The organism is Acidovorax carolinensis (assembly GCF_002157145.1).
In the GTDB taxonomy this organism is placed as follows: domain Bacteria; phylum Pseudomonadota; class Gammaproteobacteria; order Burkholderiales; family Burkholderiaceae_C; genus Acidovorax; species Acidovorax carolinensis.
Map to the genome: position 1 here is coordinate 3,146,193 of NZ_CP021361.1, position 23,905 is coordinate 3,170,097.

Consider the following 23,905-nt stretch of genomic DNA (forward strand, 5'->3'; position numbering starts at 1 on the left):
CATGACTTCCCTGCGTCCCTCAGTTGCATCCCGGTGTGTGAAAACACCCCGCACGGACAGTAAAAGTCCTATGCAACCACACTCGCAGCGATTGGCAAGTCGTCATGCGAACGTCAAACGTTTGTCACAAGGCGCTTCTAGTATTTGCCGCTGGATATAGCGCCCAGTCCTGACGCCGCCACAAGCCAGGTGGTGACACGCAAAGGCGCTTTTTCCCCGCCCGCATACCAACCTGGAAATACCCAAAAATGTCCCACACGACGACACCCACCCGCCGTAAGGCCCTGCAATTCCTGGCAGGCGTTCCCCTTCTGCCGCTCGGTGCCAGCGCCTCTGTTTCGTTTCTGACTGCTTGCGGCGGCGGTAATGACAACCCCAGCTATGTCTCCGCCAGCTTCACGTCGATGGCCGCACCCTCGCTGGCCAACGCCGCAGCCATGGCCACGACCACCGTGGGCTCCACGTTGAACATCAAGCTCAGCGACGACTCCGTGCGCGCTTACCAGCTTGCCTACCAGCCCTTCTTCGTGACGGGTGACATGGTTTCCGACGGCAAGGGCGGCACCGTCCTGTCAGGCGGCTACTACGACATCAACAACAAGCCCATCATTGACGCCACGGTGTCCGGCAAAGAGCGCCACTATTTCTCCGACGCACCCGATGGCACTTCGCTGCTGACGGTGGCCAACCCCACGGTCACCGGCCTCAAGGGCAAGGCCGTGTTTGCGGTGGTGCAGTTTGAATACACCACCTGGGCGCAAGACGGCAAGACCGGCATGTACGGCAAGCTGCCCTCGCCCATCGCCGTGCTGACGCTGGACCAGGACCAGGCCACCGGCAAGCTGAGCCTTGTCAAATATCACAACGTGGACACCTCCAAGGTGCACGGCCTGTGGATTACCTGCGGCGCCAGCATCTCGCCTTGGGGCACGCATCTGTCGAGCGAAGAGTATGAGCCCGACGCATTTGCCGCCCGCAGCGCCAACTTCATGGACGACTTCAGCAAGAACCTGTATGGAGATGCCACCAAGGCCAACCCTTACAACTACGGCCACATGCCCGAAGTCACGGTCAATCCCGACGGCACGGGCAGCATCAAGAAGCATTTCTGCATGGGCCGCATCTCGCACGAGCTGGTGCAGGTCATGCCCGACAACCGCACCGTGCTGATGGGCGATGACGCCACCAACGCCGGCTATTTCGTGTTCGTGGCCGACAAGGAAAAAGACCTGTCGTCCGGCACACTCTACGTGGCCAAGGTAGGTAATGGCTTCTCCATCGATCCCAAGGTCGGCACGGCTGCCCCGCTCACCTGGATCAAGATGGGCTCGGCCACGAGCGCTGAAATCGAAAAGCTGGCCAGCACGCTCAAGCCCACGGACATCATCACCGTGGTAAAGGCGGATCCGAACGACGCGAGCTACAAAAAGATCGTCGCCAACGGCAAGACCGAATGGATCAAGATCAATCCCGGCATGGAAAAGGCCGCAGCCTTCCTCGAAACCCACCGCTACGCCGCCTACCTGGATGCCAGCATGGGCTTCTCGAAGATGGAAGGCACCACAGTCAACATCAAGGACAAAGTGGCCTACTCTGCCCTGCAGAATTGCCGGGACTCCATGGTGGCCGGCAACGCATCGAACGTGCCTGGCAACGGCATCTCCATCCCCAAGGCCCTGAATGCCGGCGCCGTCATGGCGCTCAACCTTAAGGGTGGCATCAAGGACACGGCGGGCGCTGCCATCAACAGCGAATGGATGCCTGTGGACACTAAGCCGCTGCTGGCCGGTGAAGACATCACCGCCGATGCCCTGGGCAACACCGCCAACCCGAACAACATCGCCAACCCCGACAATCTGAAATTCTCGGAAAAGATGCGCACCCTGTTCATCGGCGAAGACAGCGGCCAGCACGTCAATAACTTCCTGTGGGCCTACAACATCGACACCAAGCAGCTGTCGCGCGTGATGTCGATTCCTGCCGGCGGAGAATCCACCGGCTTGCACGCCGTGGACGAAATCAACGGCTGGACCTACATCATGAGCAACTTCCAGCATGCCGGTGACTGGGGTGGCATCCACAACGTGGTCAAGGCCCAGCTCGACCCGCTGATCAACGCCAACTACAAGAACAAGTCCGGCGCTGCCGTGGGCTACCTGACGGGCACGCCAACCCAGCCGAAACTGGGCTGATACACCTGATAAATGCCGGCATGCGCTGCATGCCGCAGGCGCAAAAGGCGGGGCTAATGCCCCGCCTTTTTTCATTGCGACTGCGCCAGACGCGTATGGTTGCCTCCGCAACAGGCTTAACTCAATGCAATCCCACCTCAGCGCGCCCTGCTGCGGTGCTCATGCAGGTGCATGCGGTCGTCCACGCTGGAGAACACCACGGCAAACACGATGCCCAGCACCGCGCCCAGCATGGTGTCCAGCACGCGCTCCACCGGCATGCTCGCGGCCACGGTGGGCGATGCCAGGTAGGTCATGAGCAGCGCCATGGGCGTCACGGTGATCTGGCCGAGCGCGTAGTTGTAGCCAATCACCACCTCGGTCAAAAACTGGAACACCACGATGGCGGCCACAACCGTCCAGAACGAGGGCTGCTGCGCCAGCATGGCCCAGACGATGAAGGAGCCCACGATGGTGCCCGCCATGCGCTGCAGTGCGCGGTTCATGGTGATGTGCAGGTGCCCGCCCTGCATGACCGACACCGCGCCAATCGCCGCCCATGCCGGGTGGTGCCAGCCGAGCATGAAGGCAACCCAGGCAGCCAGTGCGGCGCAGGCGGTAATGCGCCCGGCGGCAATCCACTGGTGCGACCAGGGGGGCGCATGCACGGGGGGCAAGCGCAGGTTTTTGAGTTCTGTGGCCCGCCAGCGGTCGGTCACCAGGCAGGTCAACACCGCCACCGCACCGCCGGCCAGGGTGGCCAGCACGCGGGCCAGCACCTCGGTGCCACTGCCCACGGGGTTATAGGCCGCCCCGGCCGCAAACACAATGATCACCGCACCGGGCCCGCCCAGGCTCCACCACGACACCGCCACGGTGGATGCGCCAGCCACCAAGGCCAGCACCAGCACCATCATCCAGGGCAGCGCGCCCGCCCACGATGCCAGCGACGGCACCAGCACCCCCAGCGCCAGCAGCAGCGCGCAGATCACGACGATGCGCATGCGCCGTTCTACCGTGGCAAAGCGCCCGAACAAGGCCGCCAGCGCACCGAGCGACGCATATCCCACCAGCTGGGGCCAGGGCGATAAATGCGTGGCCACGATGGCCAGCAGCACGGCCAGCGCAGCCTGAACCCCCGCGATGGCGAAGATGCGCAGCGAAGGCGGTGCGCCGATGACCACGCTCTCTGCCCACTGCGCCGGGCTGACAAGATGGCGGGCCGACGCACTGTGCGTGGCCCCGCGCGGGCGCCGGGGTTCTTTGGATGAATCGTTGTTATCGGGCATGGATGTCCTCATTCTGGGCGACGGATGCGCTCACTCCACCACCGTCAGCTTGGCCACGCTCAGCGCCAGCCACTTGGTGCCGTGGCGCGGAAAGTTGACCTGTGCGCGCGCATCGTCGCCGGTGCCTTCGATGGCCAGCACTTTGCCTTCGCCAAACTTGGTGTGGAACACGTTGATACCTGCGCGCAGACCGTGCGAGGGCGCGGTCTTCTGCACCGGCACGGGCGGGCTGGCAAAGGTCTCGGATTTGAAACCAAATTGGCCTCGGGCGCTTGATGAGTAAGCGCTAAAAGCTCCTGAATTAGGAGCATACGAACCGAAACCCTGCTGTTTGGGCGTGATCCACTTGAGTGCGCCTTCGGGCAGCTCGTCAAAAAACCGGCTCTTGATGTTGTAGCGCGTCTGGCCATGCAGCATGCGCGTTTGCGAGTGGCTCAGATACAGGCGCTTGCGCGCGCGGGTGATGGCCACGTACATCAGGCGGCGTTCTTCCTCCAGGCCATCGCGGTCGCTGGCCGAGTTTTCGTGGGGGAACAGGCCCTCTTCCAGGCCACCGATGAACACGCCGTCAAACTCCAGGCCTTTGCTGGCGTGCACGGTCATCAGTTGCACGGCGTCTTGCCCGGCCTGGGCCTGGTTGTCGCCGGCTTCGAGTGCGGCATGGGAGAGGAAGGCAGCCAGCGGTGACAGGGTTTCGCCGGTGTCGATGTCCACAATGCCGGGCACGGCGGGCTTCAAGGGCTCATTAAGCACCGGCGCATTGGGGTCGATGCCCTGGCTGACCGCGCTTTGCGTGAGCGGTGTGCCATGCTCATCGAGTGGCAGCGCCACGGCGTCGCGGCCAAAGCCTTCTTGCGTGACAAAGCTTTCGGCCGCGTTCACCAGTTCCTGCAAGTTCTCGATGCGGTCGGCGCCTTCCTTTTCAGTGCGAAAGTGCTCCACCAGCCCCGAGGATTGCAGCATCTGCTCGATGATGCCGCGCAGGTTCAGGCCCTGCGTCTGCTCACGCAGCACATCGACCATGGCGACAAACGCGCCCAGGTTGGCGCCCGCCTTGCCGGGCACGGCGCTCACGGCGTCGTGCAGCGAGCAGCCGGCGGCGCGGGCGGCGTCTTGCAACACCTCGATGCTGCGCGCGCCGATGCCGCGTGGCGGAAAGTTGACCACGCGGCTGAAACTGGTGTCGTCGTGCGGGTTCTCCAGCAGGCGCAGGTAGGCCAGCGCGTGCTTGATTTCGGCGCGCTCGAAAAAGCGCAGGCCGCCATACACGCGGTAGGGCACGCTGGCATTGAACAGCGCCGATTCGATCACCCGGCTTTGCGCATTGCTGCGGTAGAGGACGGCGATTTCCTTGCGCTCAAAACCGTCGTTGCGCACCAGCTGCTTGATCTCGTCGACCATCCACTGCGCTTCGGCCAGGTCGGAGCTGGCCTCGTACACGCGAACTGGTTCGCCCGCGCCCTGCGTGGTGCGCAGGTTCTTGCCCAGGCGGCGGCTGTTGTGGCTGATGAGGGCGTTGGCCGAGTCGAGGATGTTGCTGTAGCTGCGGTAGTTCTGCTCCAGCTTGATCTGGCGCTGCACATCAAACTCGCGCACAAAGTCGGCCATGTTGCCCACGCGCGCGCCGCGAAAGGCATAGATGCTCTGGTCATCATCGCCCACGGCAACCACACTGCCGCGTGCTTCAAAGCGCCCATTCACCTCGTTGCCTGCCAGCTGCTTGAGCCAGGCGTATTGCAGCTTGTTGGTGTCCTGGAACTCGTCCACCAGAATGTGTGCAAAGCGGCGCTGGTAATGCTCGCGAATGGGATCGTTGTCACGCAGCAGCTCGTAGCTGCGCAGCATCAGCTCGCCAAAATCCACCACGCCTTCGCGCTGACATTGCTCTTCATACAGCTGGTAGATCTCGACCTTCTTGCGCGCATCGCCGTCGTGCGTGGGCACATCGCCGGGGCGCATGCCTTCTTCCTTGCAGTTGGCAATGAAGTAGGCCAGTTGCTTGGGCGGAAAACGCTCGTCATCCACGTTGTGCTGCTTGCACAGGCGCTTGATGGCCGAGAGCTGGTCTTGCGTGTCGAGAATTTGAAACGACTGCGACAGCCCCGCCGCCTTGTGGTGCGCGCGCAAGAGCCGGTTGCACAGGCCGTGGAAGGTGCCAATCCACATGCCACGCACGTTCACCGGCAGCATGGCCGACAGGCGCGCAACCATTTCCTTGGCGGCCTTGTTGGTAAAGGTGACGGCCAGAATGCCGCCGGGCGTGGCGTAGCCGTTTTGCAGCAACCAAGCGATGCGGGTGGTGAGCACGCGCGTCTTGCCCGAGCCGGCCCCCGCCAGGATGAGCGCGTGGCCTGCGGGCAGCGTGACGGCGGCCAGTTGCTCGTCGTTCAGGTTGGCCAGGAGGGGCGATGCAGCCGAGGGCGCACCAGCGTGTGGGGGCACCAGGGCTTCTGGCGCACCCGAAAACGGGTCTTGTGGGAACATGCGGCCATTGTAGAAAGCGCCCCGCCCTACCCATGAGAAACACGGCTTTCACCCTGACTGCCCTGCTGGCACTGCACAGCCCGCCACTGGCGGCGCAGGCCAGTTGCAGCAGCGACGGCGCAGCGCGCCCTGTGGCATTGTTTGAACGCTTCATCAGCGCCGACTGCGAAGCCTGCTGGAGCGACCGCGCCACGCCGGCGCCATCGGCCAGCGCGCTGGTGCTGGACTGGATCGTGCCGGGCGTACTGGGCGACGATGCCCCGCTGTCGGCCGCCGCCAGCACCGACGCCTTGCAGCGCCTGCAGACACTGGGGCGCCAGGCACCCACCAGCACCGATGTGTTCACCGCACCGGTGGAAGGCGCGCCCTCTGCGCGGCTGCGCGTGGCGCACGGCATGGCCTTCAACGATTACCTGGGCACCTCCATCGCATTCACGCCGGCAAGGGCTGCGCCGGGGCGCACCGCAGCGGCCACCGACTGGCGCTTTTTTCTGCTGGTGGTAGAGGCCGTGCCTGCAGGAACCGAGGGCACTCCCGTGGCGCGGAAGATGGTGCGAAACATGGTTCATGGCACGGCGGCCTCAATTCCGAAGTGCAACACCGAGAATTGAGGTCAAGATGACAAAGAAGAATTACCAGCAGTTGAGCGAGAGCGAACGCCATGCGATCGCCTTGGGGCTTCAGCAAAAGCAAAGCCTCAGCGCCATAGCGCGGGCCTTGGGGCGCTGCAAGAGCACCATCAGCCGGGAATGCCAACGCAATGCGGGCGCCAAGGCCTACACCTCCAAGTTCGCCCAGCAACGCAGCGACAGGCGCAGATGCTTTGCCCGTCCCCAGCCCAAACTGCACCGCGATGGACCTTTGTTCAAGATCGTTCGCGACTATCTGCTCCGGCACTGGTCTCCCCAGCAAATCGCTGGGCAGTTGAAGAAACTGCACCCTGACAACAAGCGCAAACAAGTGTCCCACGAGAGCATCTACACCTGCATCTACGCCCAGCCCCGCGGAGAGCTCAAGAAGGAGCTGGTGGCCTGCTTGCGCATGGCCCGCGCCAAGCGCTGGCCGCGCTCCAAAGGCGAGGATCGGCGTGGGCAAATCACCGACCTGCTGAGCATCCATGTGCGCCCACCCGAGATTGAGGATCGTCAGTTGCCCGGGCACTGGGAGGGCGACCTCATCAAGGGCAAAGGCAATGCCAGTGCCATTGGCACGCTGGTCGAGCGCACGACCCGCCTGGTGGTGCTGGTCAAGCTGCCGCACCCCAACCCGGCGACAGCGGCACATGTACTGCAGGCCTTCAGCGACAAGCTCAATGGCATTGCCAGCCCGATGCGCCAGAGCCTGACCTATGACCGTGGCAGTGAGATGGCAGAGCATGCCAAGCTCACCGAGAACACGGGCATGAAGGTGTACTTCTGTGACCCCTACAGCCCCTGGCAGCGGGGCTCCAACGAAAACACCAATGGATTGCTGCGGCAGTACTTCCCCAAGGGGACTGATCTGAGCGGCTATAGCCAGCAGTATCTGGATGCCGTAGCCGATGAGCTCAATGGGCGCCCCAGGATGACTCTGGGGTGGAGCAAGCCCATTGAGGTTTATGCCGAACATTTGGCCCGGCTGACACAACAGCCTGATTCAGTGCATTAATGAATATTTGTTGCACTTGGACTTGAATCCGCCCTTTATGGATAAGCGCAACCAGCTATCAAATAGTGAGCAAAAGCGCTGGATGGAAACACGCCCCATGCGCATCCCCGACGGTGCCCAACCCGAGCGCCTGCGCGTGGTGGGCTGGGTGCAGGATGCGCAAGGGCGGGTTGTGGCTGCCGCGCAATCCGATTGCGGTGCGCAGCCCGGCGGCAGGTAGGGACATTCGCGCAATGCGGTGCGCGGGTAGAATCAATCACCGGGCCCAAGTTTCTTGACGTCCGGTTTTTTTGTGCCTGCGCTCAGCAGGGTTCGGAGTGGCCACCACGGCCCCGCCCACACAACCGGTCGCCAGGCCAAGCGCCCACCGCAGCCAAAATTGTTTGGCTGCGTCCCTTGATGGAGCTTGGAATCTCATGGAAATCTTCGACTACGACAACGTTCTTTTGCTGCCGCGCAAGTGCCGCGTGGAAAGCCGCGCGGAATGCGACGCCAGCGTGGAACTGGGCGGCCGTTCGTTCCGCATCCCGGTGGTGCCGGCCAACATGAAAACGGTTGTGGACGAGAAAATCTGCACCTGGCTGGCGCAAAACGGCTACTTCTATGTGATGCACCGCTTTGATCTGGACAACATCCAGTTCGTGAAGGACATGCACGCCAGTGGCTGCTACGCCTCGATCTCGCTGGGTGTGAAAAAGCCCGACTACGACACCGTGGACCAGCTCGTGGCCTTGGGGCTCACCCCCGAATACATCACCATCGACATAGCCCACGGCCACGCCGACAGCGTGAAGAACATGATCGCTTACCTCAAGGCGAAGATGCCCAGGGCCTTCGTGATTGCCGGCAACGTGGCCACGCCCGAGGCCATCATCGACCTGGAAAACTGGGGCGCTGATGCCACCAAGGTGGGCGTGGGCCCGGGCAAGGTGTGCATCACCAAGCTCAAGACGGGCTTTGGCACGGGCGGCTGGCAGCTGAGCGCGCTCAAGTGGTGCGCGCGCGTGGCCACCAAGCCCATCATTGCCGACGGCGGCATCCGCAGCCATGGCGACATCGCCAAGAGCATCCGCTTTGGCGCCAGCATGGTGATGATTGGCTCGCTGTTTGCGGGCCATGAAGAATCGCCCGGCAAGACAGTGGAAGTGGATGGCGAACTGTTCAAGGAATATTACGGCTCGGCCAGCGACTTCAACAAGGGCGAATACAAGCATGTAGAAGGCAAGAGCATCCTGGAACCCATCAAGGGCAAGCTGGCCGACACGCTGGTGGAGATGGAGCAGGACGTGCAAAGCTCCATCAGCTATGCCGGCGGCACCCGGCTGATGGATGTGCGCAAGGTCAACTACGTTATTTTGGGTGGCGACAACGCGGGTGAACACCTGCTGATGTAGGCCACGCGCTCCGCGGCGTGTGCGCGGTCAGGCCCACATCGGCGGGGCAAAGGCATGGCGCACTTCCTTGGTGCGTGCCACCATCCCGGCATGGTCGGCACGCTGCAAGCTCGCTGACAGGGAGCAGCAGCGAAAAAAGACCATGATGATGGCAAAGAAAACCGCTGCCAAGGATGCGCCCATGACCACCACCACCACTACACCAGTTCGCATTGCTGTCCTTGGCATTGGCATGATGGGCCTGCCCATGGCCCGGCGCCTGTGCGCGGCGGGCCACGAGGTGCACGCCTGGAATCGCACCCGCGCCAAGGCCGATCCGCTGGCATCCCTGGGCGCCACGGTGCACGACACCCCCACGGAAACGGTTCGCAACGCCGACTTTGTCATCAGCCTGCTGGAAAGCGGCCCTGTGGTCGACCAGGTGCTGTTCGGACTGGGCACGGCACAGGCCATGCGGGCTGGCGCCCTGTTCATCGACATGGCCTCCATACAACCTCGAGAAGCACGCGACCACGCAGCCCGCCTGGATGAGATGGGGTTGGCCCATCTGGATGCACCGGTCTCCGGCGGCACGGTGGGCGCTGAAAACGGCACGCTGGCCATCATGGCGGGCGGCCGGGCGCAAGACTTTGCGCGTGCCCAGCCCATCTTCGCCAATTTTGGCCGCGCCACCCATGTAGGCCCTCACGGCGCTGGCCAGCTGGCCAAGCTGGCCAACCAGATGATCGTGGGCATCACCATTGGCGCGGTGGCAGAGGCGCTGCTCTTTGCCGCCAAGGGCGGTGCCGACATGGCCAAGGTGCGCGAAGCCATCAGCGGCGGCTTTGCCGACAGCCGGATTCTGCAACTGCACGGCCAACGCATGGTGGACCGCGACTTTGCTCCCAGGGGCCGCATGACGGTGCAACTTAAGGATCTGGACAACGCCCTGGTCACCGCCCAGGAAATCGGCTTCGATGCGCCCATCACCACGCTTTTCGAAGCGCTGTACAAAGATGGCGTCGAGCACGGACTGGGCCAGTTGGACCACAGCGGCCTGTTTGTGGAGCTGGCCAGCCGCAATGCAATGCAATAATTTTCGCGCTGCCTTGCCAACATCAGAAAAACTGGTGCATAATTCGAGGCTCAGCAGCAATGCTGACAGATTAAAAAGTTTGGGTTCTTAGCTCAGTTGGTAGAGCAGCGGACTCTTAATCCGTAGGTCGAGTGTTCGAGTCACTCAGGACCCACCAAGCTAGCCCGCACGGGCGCACGAAACCCTGCTATCAAACCGGTAGCAGGGTTTTTTGTTTTGGGTTTTCTCCCGTGCGATGTAAGGGCGGATGTAAGCCGATTTCGGGAATCGAGCCCCGGCACCAGGCAAAAGAAAAGCCCCACAGACGGGGCTGGGTGTTGGGCTCAGGGTTATGTCAGCCGGGCGGCTCACTTGCGGCCCGTGTCGCTTCGCTCATGACGGCCCACCGCCTGGGACAAAGATGATTTCGCCACAGGCAACGGAGTACAGGAATTGCCCGGCGTCCTGCGCATCTTCGTCGGTCATCTTTTCGCCCGTGTCTTTTCCCTCTTCCGGTATCAGCGCCAGGACTGGGGCAAGCAAGGTTTTCATGACCTCAAGGTCAAGCCCCACGGCATCGCGCAGTTCGGGCGGCACGGCGGCCAGCGCGGCGCGCAGGGTCGGGGCGAATATGTCAAGCGGCAGGCCAGCCCCCAGCAGCGCGGCAGCGCCCCGCATACAGGCTTGTGCATGTGCCAGGTGGTCGCGTGTGGCTGCGGTGGTGCGGCGCGGCTCTGGCTTGCGCATGGCGATGTTCAAGTGCTTTTCACGCCAGGCGCGCACGGCTTCAATCGAAGTCATGGGACAGCCTTGCTTTTTCATCTTGGTCATGGCGGGGGAGGACAAGCCCAGCGCGCGGCCTATGGCGTTCTGTGAAGGTGGTTTGGTCATGTGCGGCGCATCCTCAATTACGAACGGTTATCACTTACTGCTAACCAATTGAAAAAATCTACTAACTAGGGTGGGGTCGGGGCACGAATTACCCGCATCGGTCAAGGCCAAAAGGGACCCGCATTGGGGTCCTCCCCGGCCCCTCGCAGCGCGGGTAATTCGAGCCACGGTGTCGGGCTGTTTCGCAAACTTTCCCTAGGGGGTTAAGTAGTAGCCCCCAGCGTGCCAGGTGCGGCAGTGGCTGGGGGCTGGCGCGGATGGTCAGGTCGCGGCAAGGCCACGCACCATGCGCCACCACGTCAAGGGGTCGCCGGTCAGGGTGTCAACAAAGCCAGGCGGCAAGGGCTGCGGCCTGGGGGACTGGTGCAAACCAGCAGGCCACACCACGCGCCAGTCTGCCCGGTCTGCCCGGTAGAACAATGCCGGTAGCGCATTGGTGCGGCGGCTCTGTTCCACGGCCTGCCCCCACCATTGCGCCACCAGGGCGGGCGGTGCGGCCTTGTAGCGCTTGGCTTCGATTGACCAGCCCGGCACGCCCACCAGGTCGTCGTCTCCGTCATGCTGGCGCACCCTGCGGCGCACATCGTGGCCGGTCAGGTCTGCCAGCAGGCGGGCCAGCTCACGTTCACCGGCCTTGCCTTTGTTGCGACTCAGTCCTGCCATGTGCCACCCCCGTTCAAGCGGTGCCACACATCGGCAGTCGCCACAGCATCGCGCAGGTTGTAGGCGGCGATTTCCTCGCACCGGCCAGCCTGCCAGGCGTCGTACACGCCAGCCCCATCAATGCCCCCATCCTTGGGGCTTGGGATGCCCAGCGCACGGCATAGGGCGTCAAGGCTTACCCGGTTGCCATACCCTGCCCACGTCAACATCGTGTCGCCGTAGTCCTTGCCAGCGCGGGCCGATGGTGCGGGCACCTTGAACGGCAGGCGCACCCGGTTGACGACGCAGCGCCTCCACAAAAACCCAAGGTCGAAGGCGGCGTTGTGGGCAATCAGGTACGGGTCTTGGGCATAGTTGAACCCATCGGCCACGGCGCGGGCATCGTCATCAATCCACCGGCCCACCTGTTCACCAAAGGCGGCCAGCAATGCGGCCTCGCTCTCGCCCTGGGGGCGGCAGTGCACCCACTCACGGCCATCGCCAGTGACGGCGGCAATGCTCACGATTTCACCGGCCAGGCCACCGTCAAGACTTTGGCGGCGGTAAGCTTCCTCGGTTGCGGTGTCGGCTTCGGTGTCCCACCAGGCGGCGATGCTCTCGGGTTTCTTCAAAGTGCCGGGCGGCTTGATGCTGGCGCGGGCCTGCGCTTTGGCGTCCGGGTGCTGGCTGGGGATGGTTTCAATATCGAAAATCAATTGCATGGTGTCCCCTTAAAACGGCACGTCATCTGCCATGTCATCAAACCCACTGCCAGCAGCGCCAGCGGGCGGGGCGATAGCGGCGGGTGCTGGCGCTGCTGGAGCATGTCCTGCGGCGGCCAGTTGCACGGTCTTGGGCGGGTTGGCTTTGGCGAACTCGGGTGCCTCGGCTATCTGCGCTTGCAGGCGTGAACTGAGCCCGGCAAACGCTTGCCAGTCGGGGGCGTCAAGGTCGAAGGAAACCAGCGGCACCGCACCAGGCGCAGCGGCAAAGCCTTTGGGCAGCTTCATGCAGCTACTCAGGTTTGCATACACGCGGTCGCCTTTTTCTTGGTGCACGATGCCCAGCAAGCAAGGGATGCCCAGCAGGGTTTTCAGGTCGAAGGCTTTCAGTTCTTCGGCAGTGAATGGGCGGCCCCGCCATGCCTCCAGAAACTTGCGCAGCCCGGCCTTTGGGTGAAGGCTGGCAGTGAATCGCTTGCTCACAATGTGCGGGCTTCCATCGTCGCGGCGGTTGTCGCTGTCGGTGATTTCGAAGCTCACCAGAATTTTGCGGGCGGCCTTGGTCTCGCCCTCATAGGTTGCAGTCTGGGTGCCCAAGTCAATCAACGCGCAGCAGCGGGCGGGGAAGGTGCCAGCCTCGGGCGGGGTGTAGGTGCCGGTCGCACCCTCGGAAACGGTCAGTGCCATGTCATGGCCTTTCAAAATTGGTTGAACGGGTTGCGGCGGTTCGGTCGCAGTCGGTCTTGCTTCGGTCTGGGTCGGTCTTGGTGTTGGGACTGGCGCAGGTGGTGGGCCTTGGGCACTGGGCAGCAGCCGCGCAAAGCCTGGGCAGTGCTGGGGCATGGCCTTGATGCCTGCGGCCACCTCGGGGGCTCTGAGCCCTGCGGCCTGCCAGTTCAGGCAGCGCCCGCGCTGTGCCAGGTGCTGGCAGTCAGGGCACACCACGCGGGCGTCGAAGGGGTCTTTTCCGGGTCTCCGTTTTTGCCCTCCGTTCTCCTCCTCCCCTATATAAGGGGAGGGGAGGATTTCGGCGTCGAACCTCTCCGAAAACGGAGAAAACGGAGGATTTCGGCGTGTGGTCATACCAGCCATAACCACCCCTCATGCAGTCCCAAAACACCACGGGCGACAAGCCCCGTGACGGCATCGCGGGCGCGGCTGGTGCGCTTGTCGGTGGGGCAGGTCAGCTTTGCAGCACCAGCACTCAGGGCTGCATCCAATGCGATGCACGGGCGCAGCGGTGGGGCTCCCGGTTTGCCCACGCGGCCATCCTTGAACAGGGGGCGAAGGGAATCCAGCACCAGGCGCTGATTACCACCCTGGGGCAGCTTCACGGCGCGTACGTCCTGGGCTGCGGTGTCTCGCATGACCACGCAGCTTGTGATTTCGTCGCCGGTCGGCTCAGTGCCCAGAACCTCCACATGCAGCTTGAACGGGTGCGCCTCTCCGTCCTGCCCGTCCTTGGATTTCGCCACCTTCCATTCCCGGCGGTCGCCTTCGCGTGAAACTTCGATGGCGGCATCCATCGCAGCGAAGAGCGAACTGTGCCCACGCAAGCCCCGTGCACTGTCCTTGCCCGTGTGGTGCACCAGCAGCACCAGGCCACGGGTCAGCATTTGCAGCAGCTTCGCGGCCTCCAACACCTCGCCCATGTCCTTGCTGGCGTTTTCGTCGGCAGTGGGGGCGGCGCGGTTCAAGGTATCCACCACCACCACGGCACCAGCAGGCACCACGGCGGCAAGGTCTAGCACGTCCTGCCCATCGGTCAGCTTGAACGGTTGAAGCATCATGCGCAGGCCATCGGGCAGCGCACGGCACCGGCTCACCTCCCATGCCTGGGCGCGCAGCTTAAACCCGGCTTCGCCCTCCAGCGCGGCATACACAACGGGCGCGGCCTCTACGCGGCAGTCAAACCAGTGGCTGCCCTCGGCAATGGATGCGGCCATGTCGAAGGCCAGGAATGATTTACCGGATGCGCTCGGGCCATACAGCGCGGCAAGCCTCACGGCGGGCAGCACACCACGCACACGCCACGCCAGCGGGGGCAGGTCACGCAGTTCATCAGCTCCCAGCAGCTTGTAACGGGGCTCAGGCTTGGGCGGCTCTGTCGCAGCCTCCAGCAGCCCGGCCAGTACATCGTGCCCGGCACGCTGCGCCAGGTCGTTTGCGTCGAAGTTCTGCGCCTCACCCTGGGGCATGTAGGCCACGGCAGCGCCCACGGTCTGGGCAATCTTTGCGGCTTCATGTTCCTTGCCCGTGTCCGGCACCAGCACCAGCCGGGCGTCGTGGTCATGCTGGCGCAGCTCGCCAGCCACGCGGGCCACGTTGCCCCAGCCAAAGCACACCACGGCAGCATTGCCCGTTGCCTGCCAGCAGGCCCACGCGGTGCCCACACCTTCGCACAAATACAGCGGCGCACCGGGCACCAGCGTGCCCACGGTGAAGGATGCCCCGCCCATCGGTGCACCGGGCAGATTTAGCTTATGTCCGGCACCGGGCGGCGGTATCAGTTGCAGGCTTTGCAATGCGCCATCAGTTGCAAGCGCAGGCACCACCAAAGCCCCGGCCATGCGCTGCCCGGCAATGCGCAGGGGGTCACCAGCAGGCACCACGCGCAGGGCATCCAACGGCACCCCGGCTGCGGCCTTTGCCACGATGTAGCCGTGTGCAGCGGTTGCAGCTTCGCAGCGGCTCCACACCTCGGCAGGGCTCATGCCTGGGGCGGGCTTGCGCGGGTGCTCTGCGGCCTTTTTGGGGGCTTGCGGCGGGCGTTGCTGGGGTTTGCCTTCACCCATGCGCCACCCATGTTCAGCGGCCACGCGAAACAACGTGCCAGCCCCCACGCCCTTTCCAGACTTGAAACTGCGCCAGGTGTCACGGGCGGCGCGTTCGTCGTAGTTCCCCGCCTGGGCACTCCAATCGTTGAACGTGTCGAAGTCAAGGCCAGCAGCTTGTGCAGCCATGCCAGCGCGCACCCATTCATCGCGGGGCAGGTCGGGCGGGATGGCTTGCAGCGCATCGCGGGCGCGGTCACTGTCTGCGGCCATCAAGCGCCACCCCCGTTCAGCGCCAGCGCCTGCGCCACATAGCGGGGGGGCAGGTGATACAGGGCAATGATGCGGTGGGGCGCATCGTCGGTGGGGCTGGGAACTTCGATGGTTTCCACCGGCCATCCCAAGGTGCGCAGCGTGAATACCACGGCACCCAGTCGCCAGGATTGCGTGCTGCTTTCAAAGTCGGGATGGTCAATCAGGCGGCCATCCATGAGCATCCCCAGCGCACGGTCGGCAAGGGTTCCACGCTGGGGCCAGGTGGGTGCAAAGGGCGGGGGCGGCAGAAAAGAAAGCTGTTCGCCTTGAACCCCTTGCGTCGTGGTCGGTGCGGGGGCTTTACCGTTGGGGGCTGTCATGGGCGGCCCCCTTTGCGAAACCAGCGTGAAGGGGCTGCGCACCACAGCGCCAGCAGCAGGCGATTGATTGCGGCGGTCATCACGCCACCCCCAATGCGGCACGGATGCCAGCCACAGGCCAGGCCAGGCGGCCATTGATGCGCACCGGGCGCAGGCCATCGGGGAAGGTTTCAGCGCAGGCCCAGCCCCTCAGAGTCTGCGGGCGGCGCAGCAGGTAATGCGCGGCCTGCTCTGTCGGCACCGTGGGGCGGTTGACCAGTTCCAGCGGCGGGAATTGCTGGGGCTCAGATACAGCGCGGCGGGTGTCTGCGCTGTGTAGGTTGGGGCTGGGTTGCATCGCTTTGCATTCCAAAAAGTTGGGATGCGGCGATGATTTTTCGGGGGTGTATGTTTCCCCTATCTTGTCGGCCCTAGCGGGCGCTTGTCGGCTCTGGTGGGCTCTTACCGGGCGCTTGTCAACCGGTTGATTGACTTACGGATGGCTTCAAGGCTTGCGGGTTTCGCGTTGCCATTGGCGTCGTAGTAGTCGAACCCGTCAGGTAGCACTTTTGCAATTTCAGCGGGTTTGTTGATGCGCCACGCCTCCAGCACATCGCGGGCGGTCGGGCGCGGCCTGCCTTCACGGTGCGCAGTGACAAGCAAGCGATGCAGGGGCGCGGCATATCCGCTGTATCGCTGGGGCTTGGTAACTGTCCATGCTGGCGCACTGCTGGCGCTGCTCTCCACGGGCGCGGCAGGCGTGACGGCAGTTGCTGGGCACGCCACGCCCTGAGCCTCGAACCAAAGTTGCACCAGCGGGCCAGGCGATTCACCATGCGCGGCCAGCCATCCCGAAAAATCTTGCGCAGTGATGTAGCAAGCGGAATCGGTCACCACGCCCACCACGTCGCCACCCATGACCATTGGGTTCTGGCGCAGAACCCGGCGCTCATGAGCCAGGGTCTTGCTGTCGGTGCACGCGCCCCGGATGGCATAGGCCCAATCGGCCATGCGCTCTTTTCGCTCTGGCGTTTCTTCACCGTCGCCATCGCACCATGATTGCAGCGCTGCAATCGCTTGGACGTGTAGTTTTACCGGCCAGCCATCGCGGCCAATGTCCACGATTGGCGATACCGACCAAAGCAGGCGGGCAGCGGCACCGACGCGTTGCTGTTTTTTTGCCATTGCATCCCCCGATGCACCCCAAATTAGGAGCCCCAGCAGGCCAGCGGGGGGACTGGCCTTTCAGCAGGATTGCAGCCCTGCCTAGCTGGGGCGAAAACTGTCAGGCGTGAGTCCGCACCCAGCTTTTCAGCGCGTCATTGATGCGGGTTTGCCAGCCATCGCCCGATGCTCTGAACTTCTCCACCACCTCCACGTCAAGGCGCAGGGTTACTTGGGTCTTGGTGCCACTGCCCAGCGGGCGGCCACGGCGCACCAGCGGCTTTACCTGTTCCCATTCGGCATCGGTGAACGGCACAGCGTCAGGGTCCGCCATCGCAGCGGCGGTAATGTCTGCATCCTCGGCAGGCGTTGGCAGGATGGTTCCGGCTTTAAGTTTCGGCATAGCGCTTCACCTCTCGCGTGTTGGCTTTTCTCAAACTGATAATGCGGCGCTCGGTCGGTTGCTCAGGCGGGCGGTCAACAAACACCACGGACATGACGCGTAAACCGATGTAGCCCAGCGCCACCATGCGGGGCTCGCCATAGTCCCGGCGCGTATCGGGCCACACCACGGCGGTTTCCCATTCAAAGCCCACGGCATCCAACAATGAAAAGCCATGCTTTTCCAGATTGGCGGCATCTTTGGCCGGGTCGAACGTCACATTCATGGTTTAGTGTAGCTACGTTTATTTAGAGTGCAAGAATTATTTGTAGTTGCGTTATTTCAGGCGGTTGCCACCACGCGCAGCGCACCAGGCGCGGCCTTGGCATCAAACACAATCCCGGCCTGTTCCAAAATCCACGCCTCTATGCGCTCATGGTGCACGCGCAGCAGGTCAAGCGGGCGGACGGTGTAATGCTTTTCAGCGGTTGCGCTGGGCTTGTGGCCCATGATTTGAGCCACCACGCCAGCGGGGATTTCGAGCCACTCCGTCAGGCTCTTGAAACTGCGGCGCAGGCCATGCAGGGTAAGCCCTTCGATACCGGCCACAGCACAGGCGGCAGTGTGTGGGGCTCTCGGTATGCTCAGGGTCTGCCCTTCGGTGTCCTTGCCCCGTGCGGTGCTGGGAAACACCCACACATTTCGGCGCGGCAGGGAGTGAAGCAGGTGCGAAACGTAGGGCGTCAGGGGAATGACGCGCTCCCCCTCCACCTTGTCGCGGATGGTCAGGCCCTTCCACTTGGTATTCACATCCTCCCAGCGCAGCCCCAGCACCTCGCCCGGCCTTGCGCCAGTCAGCACCAGCACTTGCAGATAGGCGGCGGCGATGGGGTTTTGCACCTGTTGCACGGCGGCAAACCACGCGGGTAGCTGCTCTTTCAGCAGGGCATCCTGTTTCACCCCGGCTTTGCCCAAGCTCTCGCGGGCCTTCTTGGTCTTGGCAGGGTTCACGCTGGGCAGCACTGGCGCATATTCCGGCTGTTCTGCGCACCAGCCTAAAAACGCTTTCAGGCAGCGCCATGCCAGCCGGGCAGACGTTGGGCGGGTCTGCGCCTCGCGTGCTGCCCATGCCTCGATAACCGGCGCTGTCAGGTCACGCAGCGCAAGCCCCATCAGCGGATGCAGCGGCCCGGCCACAGTCACGCCACGGCCACGGGTGCCACGCTTGGAAACCTCGCCCCCGGCCTGCACCAGCTTCACATGGTCGGCATGGTGCCGCGCTCCCCAGTACGGGCGGCGTGCCTCAAGGTACACGGCCCACACCTCGCCCACGGTAACGGCTTGGACAGCGGCGGCGGCTTGCTTTTCAGCTTGTGCGGCAAGCGCATCACGCTTCAAGTCTCGGGGGTCTTTGCCTTCATCAATCAGGCGTTGCAGTTCGCGTGCCTTGGCTTGCGCATCGGGAATGCTCCATGCGGCGGGGCTCCCGATGGTCAGGCGTATGTCTTTGCCTTGGTACTTGCTCTGGAACACGTAGGCAGGCTTCCCGGCTGGCGTTGCCCTCAGCCCCAGCCCCGGCGCTGTCACGTCCCACATGAAAGCCTGTTTCTTGTCGGGCGGGCACTTGAAACCCGAAACCCGGCCAGCGGTGAATGCAATCTTTGCCATGTGGCACCCCTTGTGCGCTTACATCGGGCTGGATGTAAGGGCGGATGTAAGCGATTTTCCTAAAAACTGCCGAATTTCAATCAACGTTCAGGCTGTTCACTTGTCCAGTGTTATGCGTCTAAGCTATTGATTTATATTGATTCTACCAGCATCAATCAACACTGCCAAATATTGCTTTAGTCGGACTCTTAATCCGTAGGTCGAGTGTTCGAGTCACTCAGGACCCACCAAACTGCAAAACCCCGCTGTCTTCAAGATGGCGGGGTTTTTTGTTTCCGGCGCCGGTCGTGCTGGACTTTCAGCGCTCCATGTGCGTGCATTTGCCCCCTGGAGTTGCATAGTTGCGGTCCATTCCCCGCTGCGAGAGCTCATTGATAATGGACCGGCCTTTTGCACCCACCAGGGCACCCGCCGCTCGCCACCCCATCCATCCAGCCTCATGAATCCACACGCCCACCTGCTATGGACTGCACCCCAATGGGCGCTGGCCGTGCTATTGGCCGTGCTGGGAATGCTGGGCCCTTTTTCGATCGACACCTACCTGCCTGCGTTCTCGGGCATTGCCTCGGCCCTCGGGGCCACGCCGGTGGAGATGCAGCAGACGCTGTCGGCCTATTTGTTTGGCTTTGCCTTCATGAATCTCTTTCATGGCGCGCTGGCGGACAGCTTTGGTCGCAGACCCGTCGTGCTGACGGGTATTGCCATGTTCACCATCGCATCGGCCGGGTGTGCGCTCGCCCAGAGCATTGAGCAACTGGTTTTCTTTCGCGCCCTCCAGGGTCTGTCCACCGGCGCTGGCATTGTGGTGTCGCGCGCCGTCATCCGCGACATGTTCCCGCCCGCCCAGGCACAGAAGGTGATGAGCCAGGTCACCATCTACTTTGGTGTTGCACCCGCCATTGCGCCCATCGTGGGCGGCTGGCTATTTGTGCATCTGGGCTGGCACAGCATATTCTGGTTTCTGACGGCGGTGGGTGTAACGCTTTGGATAGCCAATCTGCGGTATCTGCCCGAGACACTGCAAGCGGACCAGCGCCAGCCCTTCAACATACCGCACCTCATGCGAGGCTACTGGGAGCTGGGTTCAAGCATGCGCTTTCTCCTGCTGGCATTCGCCAGCGGGGTTCCGTTCAATGGCATGTTCCTGTATGTACTGGCGGCCCCGGCCTTTCTGAGTGACCACCTGGGACTAGCACCCACACAGTTTTTCTGGTTCTTTGGACTGACCATCTGCGGCATCATGGGTGGCGCGTGGCTGAGCGGTCGACTGGCCGGGCGCATTGCGCCCAAGCGGCAGATCCAGCATGGTTTCGTGATCATGTGCGTGGTGGCGGTTGCCAACGTGATCGCCAATGCGCTGTTTACAGCGCATGCGAGCTGGGCGCTGATTCCCATCGCCGTGTTCGCTTTTGGCTGGGCACTGATGGTGCCGGTGGTGACCTTGCTGGTGCTGGACCTGTATCCGCAGCGGCGCGGCATGGCGTCTTCGTTGCAGGCGTTCGTCGGCTCCGCTGCCAACGGTGTGGTGGCCGGCGTGGTGGCCCCGCTGGTCATGCACTCCACGGTTTGGCTGGCGGCGGCATCGTTGTTGATGATGGGCGTGGGCATGCTGGCCTGGATCTATCTGCACCATCGCTGGCCCGAGATTGGACGCATCTCCGCCCATCCCTGACGGCGGTGCCATGGTCAATCGCCAGCCGCTCTGCAACAATCGCTGGCAGATACCACACCCACGTGAAGGATCTACGACACAGATGACGCGATCAACCAAGGGCCGACCATGCAATTATTGAAACTGGTGGAGTCCGAAATCCAGATAGACGTTCCGTTACCTTGGAACGTTCGCAATCACGATTGCACACTGCTTCTCGCACGCGGGCATGTCGTCAGCAGCGAGGCCCAAATGCAGGCACTGCTTGAGCGTGGCATGTACGTCGACCTGGAGGAAAAGCAGGCGGTAGAAGCCCTTTCTGCGCCCAAGCCTGTGCCAGCCAAAAGCATCTACGTACGCTGGGCGGATGCCATCGACACCCTGGAGACGCTGGTACACGACCTGCCACACGCGCCGGACTTCCCTGCAAAGATAGATGCACTGGCCCAGGAACTGATTACGTTGACGGACCTGGATGCCGACATTGCCATCTTCATGGCCGTGCGTCAGGACCAAGCGAGACACCTGCGGTACGGCTACAGCCACAGCGTCTACACCGCGCTGCTGGCCATCCTCATGACACAGCGCATGGAATGGACCGCCGCAAACATTCGCCTCGTCACGCTGGCCGCACTCACCATGAATGCCAGCATTGCCGACCTGCAGAGCCAGATGGCGAGCCAGGACTACCCTGTGCTGGATCGGCAGCGCGCCCAACTGCGCGCCCATCCCTTCGACAGTGCTGCATTGCTCGCGCAGGCGGGCATCACCGACACCCTGTGGCTGGAGGCGGTGCGCCAGCACCATGAGCAAGCCAATGGCAAAGGCTACCCCACCGGAACCACGCAAATCAAAGAACTGGCGCAGATGCTGCGCATGGCCGATGTTTTCATGGCGCGCATCAGCCCCCGCGTGATCCGTCCGCCGATGAGCGTTCAGGATGCCGCCCGCCAGATGTTCCGGGACGACAAGGGGGGAGCGATGTCGTCCGCCATCATCAAAGTGCTGGGGATTTACCCTCCGGGGAATCTGGTGAAACTTGCGTCCGGTGAACTGGGCGTGGTGATGCGCCGCGGCGCAGAAGCCCGCACGCCTCTGGTGGCAGCCGTTACCGACACCCAAGGACGAAGCGTCACCACCACCCTGCACCGCAACACCGCAGAACCAGCCTTTGCCATCACCGGCCCCGCAGCAGACGACAAAAACCTGCTGGCGCGGGTGCCGCCCGAGCGCCTGTATGGCTATGCCCAGATGGGTGCCCAGCAGACCTAACCCTAGCGTGCGGGTCGACTCGACGAAAGCACCATGATTTACGGATAAAAAAAGGGCTGGCTCCTTGCGGAACCAGCCCTTTTCAACGTGTCAGTGCGCCTGAGCCGTTGTTAATGACTCAGCGTGCAGGGCGCGCAGGGCGCTTGCGGGCATCATGGGGCACAAATGGCTTGCCGCCACCCGCGCCAGCTGGCTTGGAGAAAGCGGGCTTGCGGGGCGCAAAGTCGCCGCGAGGTGCGCCAGCATCACCGCGGGGAGCGAAACCGCCCCGACCAGCGTCGCCAAAGCCGGGCTTGCGGCCATAGGAGTCACCATCACGGCGGGGCGCAAAACCACGATCGCCACCACGGTCGTCACGACCAGCGAAGCCGCCACCACCGCCGCCGCCTTCACCACGGGCAGGTGCGCCGCGGTTGTCGCGACCGGCAAAGCCGCCGCCAAAACCACCACCGAAGCCGCCGCGGTCATTGCCGCCACGGGCAGGACCACCGAAGCGGCCACGCGACTGGTTGTCACGGTTGTCGTAGGAACGGCCCGGGGCGCCACGGCCACCACCGAAATCGCCACCGCGAGGTGCCTGCGGCGCCCGCTGCGAGGGCTCCATGCCCGGAATCACTTCGGCCTTGAACTGCTGGCGGCTGTACGACTCAATGTCGTAGATCTTGCGGCGATCGCGGAACTCGGCAAAAGTGATGGCCAGGCCATCGCGGCCCGCACGGCCGGTGCGGCCGATGCGGTGGGTGTAATCCTCGGCCTTCATGGGTAGGCCGAAGTTGAACACGTGGGTGATGGTAGGCACGTCGATACCCCGTGCGGCCACATCGGTGGCCACCAGGATCTGCACCTGACCAGCGCGCAGCGCCATCAAACGGCGGTTGCGCAGGCCCTGGCTCAGGGCGCCATGCAGCGCCACGGCCGAGAAGCCTTCTTGCTGCAGGTCATTGGCCAGGCCGTCGCACTCCACCTGGGTGCTGGCGAAAACGATGGCCTGGTTGATCGTGGTGTCACGCAGCCAGTGGTCGAGCATCTTGCGCTTGTGCTGGGCGTTGTCGGCCCAGTACAGCATCTGCTTGATATTGGCGTGCTTCTCTTGCGGAGAATCGATGGTCACCTTCTGCACCGACGACCCGCCGTCGTGCATCACGCGCATGGCCAGTTGCTGAATGCGGGGCGCAAACGTTGCGCTGAACATCATGGTCTGCTTGCGCTGGGAGGTCAGCTGGTTCAGCTCGGCCAGATCGTCCGAGAAGCCCAGGTCAAGCATACGGTCGGCTTCATCAACAACCAGGAACTGCACCTTGTCCAGCTTGATCTGCATCGAACGCTGCAGGTCCAGCAGACGACCAGGGGTAGCCACCACGAGGTCGGCGTTCTGCAACTTGGCGATCTGCAACTGGTAAGGCATGCCACCCACCACATTGGCCACGCGCAGGCCACGGCAATGCTTGACGAGGTCGATGGCGTCGTGAGCGACTTGCTGCGCCAGTTCACGCGTGGGGCACAGGATCAGGGCGCCGGGGGTGGCGGCCTTGAAGTTGCGCGAGCTGGTGGGGTCTTTGCGCTTGGCGCGCTTGGGTGCGGGTTCGCCACGGGCTGCGGCTTCGGCCACTGCACGCTCGAAGGCGGCGCGTTCTTCGGCTTCGGCGGCCGCCTGCTGATTGATCAGCGTGTTGAGCACTGGCAGCAGGAAGGCGGCGGTCTTGCCGCTGCCCGTCTGGCTGGACACCATCAGGTCGATGAAGTGCTTGGCATCAGCGCCGGCGCCCATGGCCAGCGGAATGGCCTTGAGCTGCACGCTGGTCGGCTGGGTGTAGCCCAGATCGGCCACGGCTTGCACCAGTTCAGGGGCCAGGCCCAGCTCGATGAAACCATTAGGCTCGGCAGTGACTGCGTCGCTGGTGGATTCCACGGAAGATTCAAGGGTGGACTGCACGGAAATATCGGCAGCAATAGAAGTGTCTGCAGGCGCGAAATCGCCCTGCACCAAAGAGGTGTCGGTCATGAATTTTTCTCTCACGAAGACGTCCGCAAGCGTAGCCTGCGATGGCTTCGTCAATGGTTAAAAAACATCAACCATCAAACGAAA

The 23,905-nt window shown here is 63.1% G+C and carries 23 protein-coding genes and 1 tRNA gene; 9 read left to right on the forward strand and 15 right to left on the reverse strand.

Features of this window, described 5'->3' with window-relative positions:
* Positions 1–248 precede the first annotated feature (248 nt).
* Entirely contained in the window at positions 249–2,192 is a 1,944-nt protein-coding gene (locus tag CBP34_RS14660) for a PhoX family protein (RefSeq protein WP_094098461.1), read from the forward strand.
* A gap of 137 nt (positions 2,193–2,329) precedes the next feature.
* Here the strand turns inward: CBP34_RS14660 and CBP34_RS14665 are convergent, their stop codons facing one another.
* Positions 2,330–3,460: an FUSC family protein gene (locus CBP34_RS14665; RefSeq protein WP_094098462.1), complete on the reverse strand. Its 1,131-nt coding sequence runs from the start codon at positions 3,458–3,460 to the stop codon at positions 2,330–2,332.
* A gap of 30 nt (positions 3,461–3,490) precedes the next feature.
* The gene (locus CBP34_RS14670; RefSeq protein ID WP_094098463.1) at positions 3,491–5,944 is read right to left on the reverse strand and encodes a UvrD-helicase domain-containing protein; all 2,454 of its coding nucleotides are present in this window, start codon (positions 5,942–5,944) and stop codon (positions 3,491–3,493) included.
* Between the two features lie 32 nt (positions 5,945–5,976).
* Here CBP34_RS14670 and CBP34_RS14675 point away from each other — a divergent pair, with 32 nt between their 5' ends.
* The 4 genes from CBP34_RS14675 (at position 5,977) to CBP34_RS14685 (ending at position 8,985) form a co-directional block, all read left to right on the forward strand.
* Positions 5,977–6,555: a hypothetical protein gene (locus CBP34_RS14675; RefSeq protein ID WP_208616339.1), complete on the forward strand. Its 579-nt coding sequence runs from the start codon at positions 5,977–5,979 to the stop codon at positions 6,553–6,555.
* A 7-nt stretch (positions 6,556–6,562) separates the two neighbouring features.
* Entirely contained in the window at positions 6,563–7,591 is a 1,029-nt protein-coding gene (locus tag CBP34_RS14680; protein WP_094097084.1) for an IS30 family transposase, read from the forward strand.
* Positions 7,592–7,628: 37 nt separating this feature from the next.
* Complete coding sequence (locus tag CBP34_RS19495; protein WP_157896486.1) at positions 7,629–7,811, forward strand: hypothetical protein; 183 nt, start codon at positions 7,629–7,631, stop codon at positions 7,809–7,811.
* Positions 7,812–8,007: 196 nt separating this feature from the next.
* On the forward strand, positions 8,008–8,985 hold the full coding sequence (locus CBP34_RS14685; RefSeq protein WP_094098464.1) for a GMP reductase: 978 nt from the start codon (positions 8,008–8,010) through the stop codon (positions 8,983–8,985).
* Positions 8,986–9,012: 27 nt separating this feature from the next.
* Here CBP34_RS14685 and CBP34_RS19590 read toward each other — a convergent pair whose 3' ends face one another.
* Positions 9,013–9,168, reverse strand: coding sequence for a hypothetical protein (locus CBP34_RS19590; protein ID WP_162290894.1), 156 nt, complete (start codon positions 9,166–9,168; stop codon positions 9,013–9,015).
* On the opposite strand from CBP34_RS19590, the gene CBP34_RS14690 reads away from it, so the two are divergent.
* Positions 9,167–10,060 (forward strand): NAD(P)-dependent oxidoreductase, encoded by an 894-nt coding sequence (locus tag CBP34_RS14690; RefSeq protein WP_236748434.1) that lies wholly within the window; start codon positions 9,167–9,169, stop codon positions 10,058–10,060. The genes CBP34_RS19590 and CBP34_RS14690 overlap by 2 nt on opposite strands.
* A gap of 81 nt (positions 10,061–10,141) precedes the next feature.
* Positions 10,142–10,217: transfer RNA gene (locus CBP34_RS14695), tRNA-Lys, on the forward strand.
* 215 nt (positions 10,218–10,432) lie between these two features.
* Here the strand turns inward: CBP34_RS14695 and CBP34_RS14700 are convergent.
* The 11 genes from CBP34_RS14700 to CBP34_RS14750 form a co-directional block, all read right to left on the reverse strand.
* Complete coding sequence (locus CBP34_RS14700) at positions 10,433–10,930, reverse strand: hypothetical protein (protein WP_157896487.1); 498 nt, start codon at positions 10,928–10,930, stop codon at positions 10,433–10,435.
* A gap of 261 nt (positions 10,931–11,191) precedes the next feature.
* A complete protein-coding gene (locus CBP34_RS14705) occupies positions 11,192–11,593 on the reverse strand; it encodes a putative PDDEXK endonuclease (protein ID WP_094098466.1) in 402 nt (133 codons plus the stop codon).
* Positions 11,581–12,294, reverse strand: coding sequence for a 3'-5' exonuclease family protein (locus CBP34_RS14710; RefSeq protein WP_094098467.1), 714 nt, complete (start codon positions 12,292–12,294; stop codon positions 11,581–11,583). Before CBP34_RS14710 ends, CBP34_RS14705 begins: the two co-directional genes overlap by 13 nt.
* Positions 12,295–12,303: 9 nt before the next feature.
* Positions 12,304–12,981: a phage replication initiation protein, NGO0469 family gene (locus CBP34_RS14715; RefSeq protein WP_094098468.1), complete on the reverse strand. Its 678-nt coding sequence runs from the start codon at positions 12,979–12,981 to the stop codon at positions 12,304–12,306.
* Positions 12,982–13,373: 392 nt separating this feature from the next.
* Positions 13,374–15,341 carry an AAA family ATPase gene (locus tag CBP34_RS14720; RefSeq protein ID WP_167372737.1) on the reverse strand — a complete coding sequence of 656 codons (1,968 nt, stop codon included), beginning with the start codon at positions 15,339–15,341 and terminating at the stop codon, positions 13,374–13,376.
* Positions 15,341–15,703, reverse strand: coding sequence for a hypothetical protein (locus tag CBP34_RS14725; protein ID WP_157896488.1), 363 nt, complete (start codon positions 15,701–15,703; stop codon positions 15,341–15,343). Before CBP34_RS14725 ends, CBP34_RS14720 begins: the two co-directional genes overlap by 1 nt.
* A 79-nt stretch (positions 15,704–15,782) precedes the next feature.
* Positions 15,783–16,040, reverse strand: coding sequence for a hypothetical protein (locus tag CBP34_RS14730; RefSeq protein WP_094098470.1), 258 nt, complete (start codon positions 16,038–16,040; stop codon positions 15,783–15,785).
* A gap of 104 nt (positions 16,041–16,144) precedes the next feature.
* Positions 16,145–16,867, reverse strand: a complete 723-nt coding sequence (locus tag CBP34_RS19810; protein WP_208616340.1) for a hypothetical protein — start codon at positions 16,865–16,867, stop codon at positions 16,145–16,147.
* A 100-nt stretch (positions 16,868–16,967) separates the two neighbouring features.
* The gene (locus tag CBP34_RS14740; RefSeq protein WP_094098471.1) at positions 16,968–17,249 is read right to left on the reverse strand and encodes a BrnA antitoxin family protein; all 282 of its coding nucleotides are present in this window, start codon (positions 17,247–17,249) and stop codon (positions 16,968–16,970) included.
* Positions 17,236–17,514 (reverse strand): BrnT family toxin, encoded by a 279-nt coding sequence (locus CBP34_RS14745; protein ID WP_094098472.1) that lies wholly within the window; start codon positions 17,512–17,514, stop codon positions 17,236–17,238. The genes CBP34_RS14740 and CBP34_RS14745 overlap by 14 nt, the downstream gene beginning before the upstream one ends.
* A 56-nt stretch (positions 17,515–17,570) precedes the next feature.
* Positions 17,571–18,896: a tyrosine-type recombinase/integrase gene (locus tag CBP34_RS14750; protein WP_094098473.1), complete on the reverse strand. Its 1,326-nt coding sequence runs from the start codon at positions 18,894–18,896 to the stop codon at positions 17,571–17,573.
* 439 nt (positions 18,897–19,335) lie between these two features.
* On the opposite strand from CBP34_RS14750, the gene CBP34_RS14755 reads away from it, so the two are divergent.
* Entirely contained in the window at positions 19,336–20,568 is a 1,233-nt protein-coding gene (locus CBP34_RS14755; RefSeq protein WP_094098474.1) for a multidrug effflux MFS transporter, read from the forward strand.
* Between the two features lie 108 nt (positions 20,569–20,676).
* A complete protein-coding gene (locus CBP34_RS14760; protein ID WP_094098475.1) occupies positions 20,677–21,819 on the forward strand; it encodes an HD-GYP domain-containing protein in 1,143 nt (380 codons plus the stop codon).
* A 118-nt stretch (positions 21,820–21,937) separates the two neighbouring features.
* On the opposite strand, the gene CBP34_RS14765 is transcribed toward CBP34_RS14760, so the two are convergent.
* Complete coding sequence (locus CBP34_RS14765) at positions 21,938–23,821, reverse strand: DEAD/DEAH box helicase (protein ID WP_086927932.1); 1,884 nt, start codon at positions 23,819–23,821, stop codon at positions 21,938–21,940.
* Positions 23,822–23,905: the final 84 nt, after the last annotated feature.